Annotated in this window: 12 protein-coding genes; 4 read left to right on the forward strand and 8 right to left on the reverse strand. The window is 44.2% G+C overall.

Going from position 1 to position 17,002, the window contains the following annotated elements:
- Window positions 1–49 precede the first annotated feature (49 nt).
- The 4 genes from acnD to HF888_RS04760 form a co-directional block, all read right to left on the reverse strand.
- Window positions 50–2,632 (reverse strand): Fe/S-dependent 2-methylisocitrate dehydratase AcnD, encoded by a 2,583-nt coding sequence (gene acnD / locus HF888_RS04745; protein ID WP_007019065.1) that lies wholly within the window; start codon window positions 2,630–2,632, stop codon window positions 50–52.
- Between the two features lie 77 nt (window positions 2,633–2,709).
- Entirely contained in the window at window positions 2,710–3,834 is a 1,125-nt protein-coding gene (gene prpC, locus HF888_RS04750; protein ID WP_007019066.1) for a bifunctional 2-methylcitrate synthase/citrate synthase, read from the reverse strand.
- A gap of 73 nt (window positions 3,835–3,907) precedes the next feature.
- Complete coding sequence (gene prpB / locus HF888_RS04755; RefSeq protein WP_007019067.1) at window positions 3,908–4,795, reverse strand: methylisocitrate lyase; 888 nt, start codon at window positions 4,793–4,795, stop codon at window positions 3,908–3,910.
- A gap of 11 nt (window positions 4,796–4,806) precedes the next feature.
- The gene (locus HF888_RS04760; RefSeq protein WP_007019068.1) at window positions 4,807–5,496 is read right to left on the reverse strand and encodes a GntR family transcriptional regulator; all 690 of its coding nucleotides are present in this window, start codon (window positions 5,494–5,496) and stop codon (window positions 4,807–4,809) included.
- A 276-nt stretch (window positions 5,497–5,772) separates the two neighbouring features.
- Between HF888_RS04760 and HF888_RS04765 the strand changes: the two genes are divergently transcribed.
- Window positions 5,773–6,318 carry a hypothetical protein gene (locus HF888_RS04765; RefSeq protein ID WP_007019069.1) on the forward strand — a complete coding sequence of 182 codons (546 nt, stop codon included), beginning with the start codon at window positions 5,773–5,775 and terminating at the stop codon, window positions 6,316–6,318.
- 55 nt (window positions 6,319–6,373) lie between these two features.
- On the opposite strand, the gene HF888_RS04770 is transcribed toward HF888_RS04765, so the two are convergent.
- A complete protein-coding gene (locus tag HF888_RS04770; protein WP_007019070.1) occupies window positions 6,374–8,023 on the reverse strand; it encodes an FMN-binding glutamate synthase family protein in 1,650 nt (549 codons plus the stop codon).
- A 206-nt stretch (window positions 8,024–8,229) separates the two neighbouring features.
- Here HF888_RS04770 and HF888_RS04775 point away from each other — a divergent pair, with 206 nt between their 5' ends.
- Genes HF888_RS04775 through HF888_RS04785 form a run of 3 tightly spaced genes read left to right on the forward strand, consistent with a single transcriptional unit; the run spans window position 8,230 to window position 12,124 of the window.
- Entirely contained in the window at window positions 8,230–8,910 is a 681-nt protein-coding gene (locus HF888_RS04775; protein WP_007019071.1) for an ABC transporter ATP-binding protein, read from the forward strand.
- A gap of 9 nt (window positions 8,911–8,919) precedes the next feature.
- Window positions 8,920–11,418 carry an ABC transporter permease gene (locus HF888_RS04780; protein ID WP_007019072.1) on the forward strand — a complete coding sequence of 833 codons (2,499 nt, stop codon included), beginning with the start codon at window positions 8,920–8,922 and terminating at the stop codon, window positions 11,416–11,418.
- Window positions 11,419–11,467: 49 nt separating this feature from the next.
- The gene (locus tag HF888_RS04785) at window positions 11,468–12,124 is read left to right on the forward strand and encodes an alpha/beta hydrolase (protein WP_007019073.1); all 657 of its coding nucleotides are present in this window, start codon (window positions 11,468–11,470) and stop codon (window positions 12,122–12,124) included.
- Here HF888_RS04785 and HF888_RS04790 read toward each other — a convergent pair.
- The 3 genes from HF888_RS04790 to HF888_RS04800 form a co-directional block, all read right to left on the reverse strand.
- A complete protein-coding gene (locus tag HF888_RS04790) occupies window positions 12,117–12,470 on the reverse strand; it encodes a hypothetical protein (RefSeq protein WP_007019074.1) in 354 nt (117 codons plus the stop codon). The genes HF888_RS04785 and HF888_RS04790 overlap by 8 nt on opposite strands.
- A 159-nt stretch (window positions 12,471–12,629) precedes the next feature.
- Window positions 12,630–15,782: an efflux RND transporter permease subunit gene (locus HF888_RS04795; protein WP_007019075.1), complete on the reverse strand. Its 3,153-nt coding sequence runs from the start codon at window positions 15,780–15,782 to the stop codon at window positions 12,630–12,632.
- Window positions 15,779–16,933 carry an efflux RND transporter periplasmic adaptor subunit gene (locus HF888_RS04800; protein WP_007019076.1) on the reverse strand — a complete coding sequence of 385 codons (1,155 nt, stop codon included), beginning with the start codon at window positions 16,931–16,933 and terminating at the stop codon, window positions 15,779–15,781. Before HF888_RS04800 ends, HF888_RS04795 begins: the two co-directional genes overlap by 4 nt.
- Window positions 16,934–17,002: the final 69 nt, after the last annotated feature.

Below are 17,002 nucleotides of genomic sequence, written 5' to 3' on the forward strand. Positions count from 1 at the left end.
AACAAATCAAGACTCAATAGCGATATTGAGCCTTGATCAAAGTGTTGCATTAGTTAGCAGCTAAGAAGTCTTGGGCAAACTTTTGTAGCACGCCGCCTGCACCATACACATCCACCTCTGCTTGCGTATCCAAGCGACACGTCACTGTAGTTTCAACACTTGAGCCATCTTTGCGATGAATAATCAATGTTAAGTCGGAGCGAGGTGATGGTGTGCCTACAACATCAAAGGTTTCTGTTCCATCTATCTCTAATGTTTTGCGTGTTACACCAGGTTTAAATTCAAGGGGTAATACGCCCATTCCAATTAGATTGGTGCGGTGAATACGTTCAAAACCTTCTGCGACAATGGCTTCAACACCAGCTAGGCGAACACCTTTAGCTGCCCAGTCACGGCTGGAGCCTTGACCATAATCCGCACCTGCCACAATGATTAAAGGCTGCTTGCGTTCCATATAGGTTTCAATGGCTTCCCACATACGGGTTTCTTTGCCTTCAGGCTCAATGCGTGCGAGGGAACCTTGTTTTACTTCACCATTTTCTTGAACCATTTCATTCAATAGTTTTGGATTGGCAAACGTTGCACGCTGTGCGGTTAAGTGATCACCACGGTGGGTTGCGTAGGAGTTAAAGTCCTCTTCCGGAACCCCCATTTTGGCAAGATATTCCCCGGCGGCACTGGATGCCATGATCGCATTGGAAGGCGATAAGTGATCCGTGGTGATGTTATCACCCAGTACAGCTAACGGGCGCATACCTTTTAATGTTGGTTCAGTTGCCAATGCACCTTCCCAATAAGGTGGACGACGAATATAGGTACTCTGCGGACGCCATTCGTAAAGCGGGCTTTCTGCCGCTTGACCTTTATCCAAATCAAACATTGGAATATAAACCTGTTTAAATTGTTCAGGCTTTACATGCTCGCCAACAATAGCATCGATTTCTTCATCACTTGGCCAAAGATCTTTTAAGGTAATGTCATTACCGTTTTGGTCTTTGCCAAGTACATCTTTCTCGATATCAAAGCGCACGGTACCAGCAATAGCGTAAGCCACAACTAACGGCGGTGAGGCTAAGAATGCTTGCTTGGCATAAGGGTGAATTCGACCGTCAAAGTTACGGTTGCCGGATAAAACGGCGGTTGAATACAAGTCGCGATCAATGATTTCTTGCTGAATCTTAGGGTCCAATGCACCACTCATGCCGTTACATGTTGTGCAAGCATAGGCGACAATACCAAAACCCAGTTTTTCCAGTTCGGGAAGCAGGCCTGCCTCTTCAAGATAAAGACGAGCCACTTTTGAACCGGGGGCGAATGACGATTTCACCCAAGGCTTACGAATCAAACCAAGCTCATTGGCTTTTTTCGCTAATAATCCGGCCGCAACGACATTGCGCGGGTTACTGGTATTAGTACAGGAAGTAATGGCCGCAATGATCACGGCGCCATCTGGCATTTCGCCTTCCGTTTCTTCCCATTTACCGGCAATACCATTTTTTGCAAGATCAGTTGTTTCTACTTTGCGATGTGGGTTAGAGGGGCCCGCCATGGTGCGAGTGACTTTGCTTAAATCGAACTGCAATACACGTTCGTATTTGGCTTCCGTCATGGCGTCTGCCCACAGTCCTGTTTCCTTGGCGTATTCTTCAACCAATTTTATTTGCTCTGGTTCACGACCTGTGAGTTTTAAATAATCAATGGTTTGCTCATCAATGTAGAACATCGCCGCAGTGGCACCGTATTCGGGTGTCATGTTCGAGATAGTGGCGCGATCACCAATGGTGAGACCCTTGGTACCTTCACCAAAAAATTCAAGATAAGAGGATACAACACGCTCTTTTCGTAAAAATTCCGTGAGTGATAACACGATATCTGTTGCGGTAATACCGGGCTGACGTTCGCCGATGAGCTCGACACCGACAATGTCTGGAAGGCGCATCATGGAAGGACGACCTAGCATTACATTTTCTGCCTCTAGGCCACCTACACCAATGGCAATAACACCTAATGCATCTACGTGCGGGGTATGGCTATCGGTCCCGACACAGGTATCTGGGTAGGCCACACCGTCACGGCTTTGAATGACAGGAGACATCTTTTCTAAATTGATTTGGTGCATGATGCCGTTACCGGCAGGAATTACATCCACGTTTTCAAACGCAGTCTTGGTCCACTCAATAAAATGAAAGCGATCTTCGTTACGACGGTTTTCGATTTCACGGTTTTTATCAAATGCATCTTTTTCAAAACCAGCGTGCTCAACAGCCAAAGAGTGATCGACGATTAACTGCGTGGGTACAACAGGATTAACTTGTGCTGGATCGCCGCCTTTCTCTGCAATGGCATCGCGTAAACCGGCTAAGTCTACAAGTGCAGTTTGACCAAGGATATCGTGACATACCACGCGAGCAGGGTACCAAGGAAAATCCAAGTCCTGCTTGCGTTCGATTAATTGCTTAAGAGAATCGGCCAGAGCTTCAGGCTCGCACTTGCGCACCAATTGCTCGGCTAAAATTTTCGAGGTGTAGGGCAGTGTATCGTAGGAACCCGGTTGAATGGCTTCAACGGCCTCGCGAGTATCGTAAAAGTCGATACCAAAATCTTTAAAGGGTTTACGGTATTGGGTGTTCATAATGCTCTCATCAATCTATAAGTTGATTCCTTTGTTTTAAGTGTCTAACAAAGGAATCAAATGTCTTGGTATTGCTATTAACGTTCACTAATTGGCGGTACTGGACGCGACTCAGGACCAATATAACCGGCGCTTGGGCGAATAATACGGTTATTTGCACGCTGCTCTTTAACATGAGCCGTCCAACCTGTTACGCGAGACATGACAAAAATAGGGGTAAACAGTTTTGTCGGGATGCCCATAAAGTGATAAGCCGACGCGTGGAAAAAGTCTGCGTTACAGAACAGTTTCTTTTCGCGCCACATCACTTCTTCACAGCGAACCGATACTGGGTATAAACGATTATCGCCTACATCCGCTGCCAGTTTTTCCGACCATTTTTTAATGATGGTATTGCGTGGATCAGATTCACGGTAAATGGCATGGCCAAAGCCCATAATCTTTTCTTTACGCTCTAGCATGCCCATTAAGGTCGTTTCAGCATCCTCTGGGTCTTTCATATTTTCGATCAATTCCATGGCTGCTTCGTTCGCCCCGCCATGAAGTGGGCCACGCAAAGAACCAATGGCACCGGTTACGCAGGAATGAATGTCCGATAAAGTAGAAGCACAGACACGGGCGGTAAATGTAGAGGCGTTGAATTCATGCTCAGCATATAGAATCAATGAGACATTCATCACTTGCTCATGCAGTTCATTTGGCTTTTTATCGGTAAGCATATGCAAGAAGTGGGCGCCAACAGAAGCGTCGTCGGTTTCTGTTTCGATGCGTTTACCTTCATGGCTAAACTTATACCAATAGCAGATGATGCTAGGAAAAACCGCTACCAGTCTATCAATATGATCGTTGGCTTCATCGAAGCTTTCTTCAGTTTCTAGATTACCCAGCATAGAGGCACCAGTACGCATGACATCCATTGGATGGGCTTCTTTCGGGATGCGCTCTAGCACCTCTTTCAACGCTTGCGGTAATCCACGCAGTTTTTTCAGCTTGCTCAAGTATTCATTCAGCTCACTTTGATTTGGCAAGTGACCACGGCTAAATAAATAAGAGACTTCTTCAAATTTTGCGTTTTCAGCAAGATCGGTAATGTCATAACCACAATAGGTTAAGCCCGTTCCGGATTTACCTACTGTACATAAAGAGGTTTCACCCGCTACCTGACCACGTAAACCTGCACCACTCAAAGCTTTATCGACCATAATTCGTTCCTCCGTTAAGGGAATATTTTTTATTTTTGTTTTAGTGAAACTATTTATATTTTACGAGTATTGCTTACTTATTTTTGCCTTCTGCAAACAAGGCATCTAATTTTTGTTCGAATTCGTGATAGCCAAGATAATCATATAAATCCATACGGGTTTGCATGATATCGACGACATCTTTTTGATCGCCTTTTTCTAGGATATTTTGATAAACCAGTTCAGCTGCTTTATTCATAGCGCGGAACGCACTTAGCGGATAGAGCACCATACTCGCTCCCCATTCCGCCAATTCTTGTTTGTTGTATAGCGGGGTTTGACCAAATTCCGTGATGTTAGCCAAGATAGGGACATCCAGCGCCTCGCTGAAGGCTTTGTAGTGTTCTGGTTCGTTCACGGCTTCAGCAAAAATACCGTCTGCGCCAGCTTCTACACAGGCTTGTGCGCGTTCGATGGCTGCGTCTAAACCTTCTTGAGCGAATGCGTCCGTTCGCGCCATAATGAAAAAGTCTTCATCAGTACGGGCATCAACGGCGGCTTTAATACGATCGACCATTTCTGCTTTGCTAACAATTTCTTTATTAGGACGGTGGCCGCAGCGTTTTTGTGCAACTTGGTCTTCAATGTGAATCGCCGCCACGTCGGCACGAATCATTTCTTTGATCGTGCGTGTAATATTGAAGGCACCACCCCAGCCGGTATCGATGTCCACCAATAAAGGTAGGTCAGTAACAGATGTAATGCGGCGGGCATCTTCCACCACGTCGTTCATGGAGGTCATGCCCAAGTCAGGTAAACCATGAGAGGCATTGGCGACGCCACCACCTGATAGGTAAATGGCTTGGTGACCAATTTTATCGGCCATGAGCGCGGAATAGGCATTGATAGTGCCAACGATTTGCAGTGGGTTGTTGTTTTTTATGGCATCGCGAAAGCGTTTGCCTGGGCTCACTTTAGACATATTCTCTATACCTATTTTTGTTGGTCATTTATTTGTTCAGCAATTTGGTCTTGAATGTTGCGGCGGGAAGCGCGTATGTGTCGTCCCATGAGAATGCCCGCTAGTTCACCATCTCTTTGTTTCAGTGCATTGAAAATCTGTTGATGCTCTTCAAACGCTTTCAAGGGACGTGAAGTGGATTGGCTACCTTTATTTCGGTACATACGAATTAACTGATAGAGTTCACCGCACAGTAGGTCAATGAGGCGCTTATTACCGCTGGCGTGGATGATGCGGTAGTGGAAATCCCAATCTCCTTCTTGCTGGTAATAGCGCTTGCCACCATGAGCGTGAATGTAGTCTTGGTGTTGCTGCAGCAGGGCGCCCAGCTCTTCAATTTCATTGTCACTCATATTCTCAGCAGCAAGTTCACAGGCGAGGGCTTCGAGGCTTTCACGAATCTGATAGATCTCGATAAGTTCTTCATGGGTCAGGGTGACAACGCGAACTCCCGAGTGAGGAATACGCACGAGCAGCTTTCGACCTTCTAAACGTCTGATGGCCTCACGCAAGGGGCCACGGCTGACCCCATAGCGTTGGCCAATTCCGCTCTCACTGACCTTTTCCCCTTGTGGGATCTCACCTGAGACGATGGCCTCTTGGATCTGCTCAAACACTCGATCAGAGAGTGTCTGAGTGCCTGCATTTTCCTCTATATCCATGATTATTGTCTACAATTCTGAATAGTTGAGCATAATATAGGCAGTATATGTCTTTTATGCAATAGAATTGTAGACAAAATATGAAATCTAGATCAGATGAAAGCCATTTCTAAATGTTAGCTTTGTCACGAATTGGGTTATTCGACACTATAAGGATGAGCTCCACAGGAACCCATTTACACCAGCGTCACCTAATAAATATGTAGGTTGTCGTATTTGGTTGATCTAGATGTAGATCCGACATTGATCCAAGAGTAAAAGTGACGAGAGTGTTGTATGCAATTCGATGTTAAAGCAGGGCGTGAAACAAAGCCCCTTGAAAGTGACAATAAGGGCCTGATAGAGATCGAGCAGTTTTTTTCTCGGGTTAGGGTGTATTTTGCACGTTTGTTCGCACTGCTGTTTTTAGGGCTAGCCGTTGCTATTTTATATTCACTGTTTAGTACGGTCGTGGTTGGTATATTAGGCGGTAAAGATGTCATGGGAATATTTTTGTCGAGTATTAATACTGGGATTATTGCTCTAGCGGTATTCGAGTTAGCACTCGTTATTAACAAAGAATATTCCGTAGAAGAACATGAAGAAGATGCAGTTGACGGACTGAGGCGTACGGTGCCTCGGTTTATAGGTACTGTTTGTGTCGCACTATCGCTGGAAGGGTTGATTATGGTGATCAAGTACAGTCAGTTAGAAATGGCGGGCAATCTTTATTATCCGGTGGCTATCATCTCATCAACCGCCTTTTTGTTGATTGCCCTGGGTCTATTTATCCACCTAACTAAAAAACCTAAGCAGTGTGTAGTAGGTAACAAAGTAGACTAACGAAACAAGCAGCTATTTTACAACAGCTACCTTTATTCAAAGCGCTATGGTGTTGTCACACTTCCCGCATTTTAAGCTCTGGTGAATATAGGACACAGTCGTCATGTACGTAAAACGATTCACTATTAGCTTGTTGCCACCAGCGTTGCCATGGGTCGTCAACTGTATTGAGTTTTTGTAACAGGCTATTGGGTTTTAGCGTTGGCACAATTGCTCCTAGGGAGATGGATAAACCATAAGGAGTTCGGCGTTTTACCATATTCGCGGTGACGGCTTGTGGGTCATCCAACCCCATGCTGCCTACCAATTCAAATAGAGCGTGCAAAGTATTGCGTTGAAAGTTTTTGACGCGTTCGCTTTTCGCGGTGATATCAATGGCTTTACCACGAGCAGGATCTTGTGTTGCCACACCTGTTGGACAGTGATTGGTGTTACAACTACGGCTTTGGATACAACCTACGGCAAACATCATGGTGCGTGCAGCGTTGATGATGTTTGCACCAGCGGCCATTTTCGTCAAAATGTCAAAAGCGGATGCGGTTTTGCCGGAGGCGATTAAAGTAATTTTGTCGCGAATACCACATCCGATGAGGGCGCTATTTACCAAATAAACAGCGTCTAAACAGGTCATTCCCAAGCGATTACTGAACTCGACAGGGGCTGCCCCGGTTCCGCCTTCGGCACCATCAATGGTAATAAAGTCCGGATATTGATTGGTTTCGAGCATGGCTTTACAGATGCTTAAAAACTCTGCTGGGTTGCCCACACACATTTTAAAACCAACCGGTTTACCACCACTTAACTGGCGAAGTTGTGTGATATTGTTGAGTAAATCAATGGGAGTTTGTGCAAGCGGGTGGCTGGCGGGGCTAATACAATCCTGATCCATAGGCACGTTACGAATGCGGGCAATTTCTTCGCTTATTTTTGATTTGGGTAATACCCCTCCATGTCCTGGTTTAGCCCCTTGAGATAGCTTTAATTCAATCATTTTTACGTTGTCGCGGCGAGCATTTTGAGTGAACAGGCTTGGATCAAAATTGCCATCTAGATCACGGCATCCAAATAGCCCAGAGCCGATTTGCCATACAAGATCTCCTCCATGCTTTAAATGGTAAGGGCTGATGCCGCCTTCGCCTGTGTTGTGATAAAAGCCGCCTTTTTTGGCTCCAAGATTTAATGCTTCGATGGCTTGTGCGCTAAGTGCACCAAAGCTCATGGCACTAATGTTAAGTATCGATGCGTCATAAGGTCGGTCGCATTGAGTGCCACCAATAGTGATGCGCTTGTTCTCATGCTCGACTTTTTTCGGCGAAAGGCTTGGCCATAGGCTTAAGTAGTTATCTTCTAGTAAGTTGTGCTGTGTTCCAAATGCAATGGTATCCCGTTGGTTTTTTGCACGTTGATAAACCAACGATCTCTGCTCCCGATTAAATGGCAATTCTTCGGTATTGTTAGCGATAAAATATTGTTGGATTTCTGTCCGAAAGTTTTCTAGAAAATATCGAATGTATGCCACCACTGGATACAAGCGGTTGAGAGAGTGTTTACTGATGAATAAATCATGTAGACCAATCAGTGTATAGAGGCTGGTAAATAAAACGAGAAATCCTGTGGTAATACTTGGGTGCGCGTAATAAAGGGTAAAGCTGGCGCTATTTCCCAATGTGGCAATCACAAATAATACCGATTGCATAATCGTCATGGAGGCTCCTTATGACGGTTTATTGTAAGTTGTCGGATAGTAGCAAGCCACCTAGTCATAGTGAACTGTCTATTCCATGTTCAGAACTCAGCGAGCTTCTGAAATGTGACTGAGATGCCTTGCAACTGTGAACCAATCTATGGCTATATGATCTGATTAATCTAAATCTCCCTATAAAGACTAAATACTCAAGGGTTGGCACTATTATGGCAATTATTGATGCGCAATCGGTTTGCAAATCTCTGACATTAGCGGATACACAACTGGACATTCTCACTGGCGTTGATCTGAAAGTAGAAGCAGGTGAATCTCTAGCCATTGTGGGGAAGAGCGGCAGCGGAAAGTCTACATTACTCAGTTTGTTAGCGGGCCTTGATAGCGTGTCTACGGGTCATATTTTTTTAGCCGATCAAGACCTAGCTGGCTTGGATGAAGATGGGCGCGCTGCCATTCGCAGTGATCATGTGGGTTTTGTGTTCCAAAATTTTCAACTGTTACCACATCTATCTGCACTCGATAATGTCATGCTTCCTCTTGAGCTGAAAGGGCATAATCATGCCGAAGAAAAAGCCCGTGAGTGGTTGGACAAAGTGGGCTTAGCCGATCGCTTGGATCACCAACCCAATCAGCTTAGTGGTGGTGAACAACAACGCGTGGCGATAGCCCGTGCGTTTGCCTGCGAACCTGATGTTCTATTTGCCGACGAGCCAACGGGAAATCTAGACGAACATACTGGAGAAAAAATTGAAAACCTGTTGTTTGATTTGAATAGCCAACTTAAAACCACGTTGATTCTTGTAACTCATGATGAACAGCTCGCCAAGAAATGTGATCGTCAAGTGCATCTTGAAGACGGCAAACTCGCGGAAATGGCGAAAGCCAGTTAAGGGGTAATCATGTCGTATTTACAATTATGTAAGTTGAGCTTTAAGCATTGGCGCAATGATTTGCGCAGTAGTGAAAAGCGTCTATTGGTCTTGGCTACCTTATTAGCCGCACTTAGTATGGCTATGATTTCTAGCTTTAGTGATCGTCTGACGCGCACTATGGAATACCGTGCCAGTGAACTTATCGCTGGTGATCTGACTATTTTCAGTTCGCGAGAAATAAATCCTGAGTATGCCAGCAAAGCGCAGGAGCTTGGCATGGAAGTCTCTAAAGCTATGGGTTTCTCTACCATGGCGTTCGCTAACGACAAATTGCAGTTAGTTCGAGTTCGAGCAGTCGATGAGCGTTATCCATTGAAGGGCTACAATCAGGTGGCCGATGAATTTTATGGGCAAGGTACTTTGTTAGCGCAAGGGCCTGAAAAAGGAAACGTATGGGCGGAAGAGCGCATTTTACAAAAGCTGAGTATTGATATTGGCGATACGATTGAAATTGGTGAAAGCGAATTTTTGGTCGAGCGTATTTTGCAGCAAGATGCGGATCGAAGTGGCAGCTTGTTCAGCCCATTTGGCCGATTACTTATGTCCAAGGCTGATGTACCTGCTACTGGTGTCGTTTCAGAGGGTAGTCGTCTGTGGTACAAGCAATATTTCACTGGCTCTGAATCGGCCATTTCTTCATTAGATGAATGGTTACAACCAAAACTGGAAAAACAAGAACGTTTGCGGGGGATAACCGAGAGTCAAGATAATGTTGGTGGTGCTTTAGCAAAAGCTCAGCAATATTTATCTCTTTCGAGTTTGATTAGTGTATTGCTGGCTGCAGTAGCTATAGCTCTTTGCGCGAAGCAATACAGTGAAAGACATTTTAACACTGCGGCTTTGTTACGTTGCTTGGGCGCAAGCAGTGCGCAGGTACGCACCATTTTCATTGTTAAATTAGCGTTAACAGCTTTGTTGGGAGCCGTTTTAGGTGCACTCATCGGCTATGTCCTACACTTTGCACTGCTTGAAGTGGTAAAAGACATCTTACCGAAAGATCTGATGGATGCGCGTTGGTTACCTGTTTTACTCAGCATGTTAAGTGCTGTCGCAGTATTAATGCTTATCGCTTTAGCACCTATTTTAAACCTAAATAAAGTCAGCCCGGTGCGAGTATTACGTAGAGAGCTGGCGCCTCAAAGCGTGCGAGCTAATGTGTTCTTTATTATTGCCGTTGCCATTATGGTGGGGCTTGCCTACTTATTAAGTGGCAGTATTAAGCTGGCGATCGTTTTCGTCGTTGGCTTGGCACTATTGCTTTTAGTGTATGGAATTCTGTCTACACTGATGCTGTCTGCTTTGAATAAGATTCAACACAAGCTGCCAAGCTTTGTGCAATTAGGTCTAACACAATTGACCCGTCACCAATATTATGCGCGCTCACAAGTCGCCGCATTTGCTTTTATTTTCACCTCAGTTGCGCTGATATGGATTGTACGGGGAGATTTGTTTGATAACTGGCAAGCGCAAGTTCCAGAAGGTACTCCAAATCATTTTGCTATTAATATATTACCTGACCGTAAAGACGCGTTCGCAGAAGCGCTTGATAACAAAGGTTTAGCAAAAAGTGCTTTCTATCCAATGGTCCGCGGTCGTCTCACACATATTAATGGTGAAAACGTCAGTGATATTTATCCAGACGATGAAGGTCCTAATGCGTTGCGCCGCGAGTTAAACCTAACCTGGAGTAGCGAACTGCGTAAAGACGAGTCAATCCAATCTGGAGACTGGTTTGACGATACCAGTGTGCAAAATAATGGGATCTCCATAGAAGAGGAACTGGCGCGCCGACTCGACGTCAATGTGGGCGATAAGGTTCGATTCAACATCGCAGGTCAAGAAGTAGAAACCACTATTGAAAGTTTGCGAAGTGTAAAGTGGGAGAACTTTCGACCGAACTTCTATGTGGTATTCGCAGACGGTGTATTAAACGATTTCCATCATACTTATATTAATAGTTTTTACCTGCCTCCAACGGAAGGGAAATGGTTAGTTCAGCTGAATCAAAAATTTAAGGCAGTAACTGTGATTGAGATTGAACAAATACTAAACCAAGTACGTGATATTTTGGCGCAAACTACAATCGCGGTTGAAGCGATTCTTATGTTGGTACTGTTATGTGCGCTCGTGCTGATGTTTGCAACTCTATTAAGTACCCTAGGTTTAAGAAAACATGAAGCCGCGCTTTATCGAACTTTTGGTGCCAATGAAGCTATGATTCGTCGTCGTATTCGAGCGGAGTATGTGACCTTAGCAATGTTATCAAGCATATTGGCGTTGATCTCTTTTGAATCGATTAGTTATGCTTTGTATCTCTTTGTGTTCAACGTAGGCTGGGCACCACATTTTGCTTTATGGATAGGCGTACCAGCGTTGGCATTGCTTAGTATATTAAGCAGTGGTTTTTACGCCAATCGTGATGTACTTAAAGCCTCGCCAAGGCAGCTATTGCAAGATATTGCCTGACTGTTTACGCTGCCACCTTATAAAACAAACTTATTGAGGTGGCAGTAGTATGAGCACTTTACAGTTACAAGGTATTTTGTCTGAACCAGAACAAGAAGCTGATAGCTGCTTGATTCTTCTGCATGGATTAGGTGCCAGTGGTCATGATTTTGAGGCGGTCTTGCCTTATTTTCGTCATGGAATCTCCCATCCTCTACGCTGCATCTTCCCTAATTCTCCTAAACGCGCTGTTACCATTAATCAAGGTATCGAGATGCCAGCTTGGTATGACTTTGCCTTAAATGGTGATGTTCGTGATGTGAATCAAGCACATTTGAAAGAAAGCTCTGATGCCGTTGCTGCGGTCATTCAAGGACAAATAGAACAAGGCATAGATTCAAAGCGCATTATTTTGGCAGGCTTTTCCCAAGGCGGCGCTATTGCCTATGATGTTGCATTAAACTATGACTTTGATTTGGCAGGTTTACTGGCCATGAGTACTTACATCCCAGATGCGATCCAAGACAAAAACCGAGATTTAGATATTCATGTTTTTCATGGTAGAGAGGATGATGTAGTGCCAGCAGCACTTGGTCAAGATAGTTTGAAGAAGTTAAATGACGCCGGCTATACCCCATCATGGTCGGAATATGATATGGCGCATGAGATGTGTCTACAGCAGATTGAAGATATCAATCAAACCATCAACGAATTGTTAGCTAAATAAGGCCGCGGCTCATTCGGAATAGATCAACCACTAAATTCAAGCAGACAAAACAAAACAGCATAAAGTTGAACTCAACACTGAATTTAGAGTGCTTTCCAGCTGCTAACAAGGGCGCAATCAAAAGGGCCATGACGATAGGTAGTAAAATCGTTATGGCCAGCTCATCTAACTTATCGACTTGTTGCTGAACACCGCGGACTGCTGTATCTAGACCAAAGTTGGCAAATGCTAACAGCATGTGAATGAATAACATGAAGCAGGTTAGAACTGGGGTAATAAGAGGTTTATTAACCGTTTTCTTAATTGTCTTGGTTTGAATCTGAGTGTTTGGTTGAAGTTGTTCCATATACCACCTACTTATAAAATCCATGTGTCCCAATGTCTATCAGTTCACAGTATAAATCGAGTTGGCGGTTTAATGAGTAAGCAAATGTAATATTTGTAACACTGACGTAAAGGGGTTGCTGTTATTCTGTAACAACCCCTAATCTCAATTGATGTTCGGTTAGGAAGTGCTAGCTTGCGCTTTTTTCTCTAACTTCTCTTGTTTTTTTCGAGCGCGTCGTTGTTGGATATCCTCTCCCATCATATACAGACATGGAATCATGATTAATGTTATGACGGTGGCAAACAACACTCCGAAGGCCAGTGATACTGCCATAGGTATAACAATTTTGGCTTGTAAACTGGTTTCCAGCATTATCGGTGTTAGGCCAATAAAGGTGGTTAACGAGGTAAGCAGTATTGCCCGGAAACGTTTTTGGCCTGCTTCCATTACAGCATCGAGTACCTTCATCCCCGAATCTTTGGCCTTGTTAATATAATCCACCATGACAAGGCTATCATTGATCACTACACCTGCTGCGGCAATGATGCCGAATAAGGAGAATGAACTAACATCCATGCCAAGGATAATGTGACCGTAGATCGCACCAAGAATACTGAACGGAATCACTGACATTATCATAAGTGGCTGAGCGTAAGATCTCAGCGGTATTGCGAGCAATGCGTATACGATTAACATGGATAGCACAAAATTACGTAGCTGTTCGGTTTGTGAATCCAGTTCGTCTTGGATTTTTCCTGCGAGGTTACTGGAAACATCTGGGTACTTTTCCGTCAGCTCAGGAATAAAATTATCTTCTATATCTTTAGCAATTTTTTGCGGCTCAGCAATGGCACTGTTCACACTAGCCCAGACATTAGTTGTGGGTTGACCATCTTCTCGGCGAATGGCTTCTTTACTCGTAGTGATGGTTAGGTTAGCAATTTCAGATAGTGGGACCTCTGCACCGTTTGGCAATCTGATCATGGTTTTAGCGACATGACCAATATCGCTACGTTGATTCTTCGGGTAGCGAACCATGACTTTAACTTCTTCACCATCGCGTAAAATACGTTGTACTTCTAAGCCATAAAAACTTGAATTAACTTGACTGGCAACGGTAGCCAAATCCAGGCTTAGGCTGTAAGCAATAGGCTTGAGTTCTAGTTGTATTTCTTGACGATTAGACTGCTCACTATCATTGACATCTCCAACACCTTTAATGCTGTTCAGCTTGTCTTTCAGGGCTTGTTTGGCTTTGGAAAGTGTTTCTTCATTTTTACCCATTAATTGGAAGCTAATATCGCCATCTTCTCTTTGTCCGCCCATAATTTGGTCATTAATTTTTAGTGATTTCAGTCCCGAAATAGATGGCATATGTTTGCGCCAACGGTCCGATAGGGCAAAGGTGTCCATGACTCGTTGTTCTGGCTCAACCAGTGTAATCATGAGCTTTGCTTCTGTTCGACTGCTTAATTCGACATATAGGCTACGAATCATGGATTGACCAAATTCGTCTTGAATTCGTTGATCCTCTTGTTTGATCATGCGCTCGATAGCAAGAGCTGCATTAAGTGTTGCTTGTTCACCTGTATCTGGCGTCATGGTTAACATAATTTCTGGAAAATCATGAGGCACTTTAGGTGTGCCAATGACTTTGACAAAATCACCTCTCACTAAGCCGATGGTAATAAGAAGTAATGCTAAGAATGACGCCAATACTATATAGCGGTGTTTGATTGATTGACCCAAAGCGGGTGCATAGCGGTTATCGATAAAGTTTTTTAATGAAGTATCAACTTTATCTTGTATTTGATAAATACGGCTTTTTTTCGTTTTGTCTTTTGGCTTCATGGAAGCAAGATGAGCTGGCAAAATGAATTTCGATTCCACCAGAGAGAATAAAAGGCAAAGTATAACAACGACACCAATGGACTTGGCGATAGCGGCTTCAGGACCATCGCCAAACAGCATAGGCAAAAACGCAGCGACCGTGGTAAGGACACCAAAGGTTGCTGGCATAGCGACTTTTTGTGCACCGCTGACGACCGATTGCAATGATTGCCCATGCTTTTCTACTTGGGTATGAACACTTTCGCCAATCACGATGGCGTCGTCGACGACGATGCCGAGCACTAATATAAAACCAAATAGACTGGTTAAACTGATCGTGACATCTATCATAGATATGGGCATCAGCATCAGTGTGCCTAAGAAACACACGGGCAAGCCGACCATCACCCACATCGCCAACTTTAAGCGAAGAAATAATGCCAGCATGATGAAAACCAATATGGCAGCCGTCCACATGTTCTCCATCATCATGTCTAAACGGCCTTCAAGGTAGTAGGTGAGATCAACCCATGATTCTAGCTTCATTGTTGGAGGCAGCTCGCTTTGCTTATCAGCGATATACTTTTTCACTGCTTTAGCCACATCAGGGGTTGACTGATTATTGGAGGCACCAATGAATATAATCACTGCTTCTTGGCCGTTAAATTTACCGTAGCGAAGTCCTTCAGTGAATCCATCCTTAACCTCAGCCACGTCGGCTACAAACAATTGGCTGCCGTCAGGATTTGTTCGCAATGGAATACGCTCAAAATCAAGTTGATTATAACCTTGGTTTTCGACGCGAATACCGATATAGCCATTGTCAGTTCGAATCTCGCCCGCACTTAAATTTGCGCTAAACCGCTGAATGCGATCGGCGACTTCAGAAAAACTTAAATCGTATTCGCGTATTTTATCTCGACTTAACTCAATAGATATTTCGTAATCAGGTCCAGAAAAATATTCACTCACTTGAACGATAGGTAAGTCTTGTATTTCGGTATGTATTTCTTCGCCGAGCTGTTTGATCTTCGCAAAAGGTAGTTCACCATAGAGAGCAATATACATGACTTCTTGAGTATACTTCTCTTGTATAATAAGCGGTCTTTCGGCGCGATCAGGAAGTGTTTGGATGCCTTCCACATTGACTTTGACTTCGTCCAATACTTCTCTCGTATCGAAATCATCGTCAACCTTTATCCACGCTTGAGATAGGTTACGGTAGCTGTAAGTAATCAGTCGATCAATGCCTTGGACACCTTGTAAAGACTCTTCTACTTTTTCAGTAATTCCTATTTCTACTTCTTGAGGTCCTGCTCCAGGGTATGCCACGTTAATGGATATCCAATTAAACTCAAGCTGTGGAAACATTTGCTTTTGGATTGTTAAAGCAGAAAAAAGGCCACCGATAATGATAAATATCATAAGAAGGTTGGCTGCTACAGGATTACTGGCGAACCAGGCAATAATACCTTTTTGTTGTGGAGGATCTATGCTCATAAAGCATTCTCCGAATCAACAACTGCGCTCATTGGTTCCTGTGTCGGTTTAGTTTTTACTTTCATACCTTCTACGGGATATTCTAAAGCGGAGGTGACGACTGTTTGGGGTTTTGAAAAGCTTCCTTGAATAATGACATGGTCTTCATTTTTACGAACGATGGAAACATCAGCGAAGGAAATACTTTCGTCTTTTATTGTGATGAGTTTTTCATCTGATAACCAATTATAAGGAACGCGGGCAGCGTTTTTGAGTGTGATGCCGCTGATCTCGGCATTTACGTATGTGCCAAACAATAATGGATTTTTTAATTCGTAAGGTTGTTCTAGCTCGGCTACTAAAAAGCGCATTCGACTGCGCTCCTCTATGATGCCTTCATCTCTTGTAATGGTCGCTGACCAAGTATGGGTCTTATTGCCTTGTTGACTAATTAACTCTACGCCGATGTTGTTACCGCGCTCTAGGAATTGAAAATCATTGGCAGGGATGGGCAGGCGGATCTGTGCAACAGAAATATCTAATACGGTGCCGATAGGTGTGCCCGGAGTGACGTTGCTGCCCAATGAAATATGGCGAGCCTTAATCAGAGAATGGTAAGGACTTTTAATCTTTGTTCTTTCTAGATTGCGCTTAGCATTTTGGACCGCGGCAAGAGCCGCTTTTACTGCCGCTTTCGCTTGTGTCAACTGAGGTTTTCTTAAAGCCAAAACAGTAGGGCTTGATTGGTCCGCCCACTGTTCTTTGGCGACTTCGCTTTGTGCGACTTCCGTTTCAAGTGCAGCTTTCGCGCTAGCATATTGAGCTTCCGCTTGAAGCAGCGCTGATTCGTAATCTCGTGGATCAATTTGGACAAGCATGTCCCCTTTCTCAACTCGCCCGCCGCGATTGAAAGCGGGGTTGATCGCGACGATCTCACCCGTCACTTGTGAGATGAGTTCTGTGGTGTGTTTGGGTTCTACTTGTCCATATGCTTTGACCGAGAGCTTTATGTCGCGTAATTCAAGTAACTGTACATCGGCGATCGGAATATTGTCTCCATCGTTCTTCTCTTCTGGCGCTTTTTTAAGGGCTGACAGACCGATCATCGTAAGTAAGCCGGCAACCAAGATCCCTAATGGAATTGCCGTCTTTTTTTGGAACAGACGTTTCATTCTTTCGTCCTATTTTTCTTATTGTCTAATGAGAAATGCTTGTGCGAAATCAGGCATTGATCATACCTG

The sequence above is a fragment of the Bermanella marisrubri genome (assembly GCF_012295615.1).
Lineage (GTDB): Bacteria > Pseudomonadota > Gammaproteobacteria > Pseudomonadales > Oceanobacteraceae > Bermanella > Bermanella marisrubri.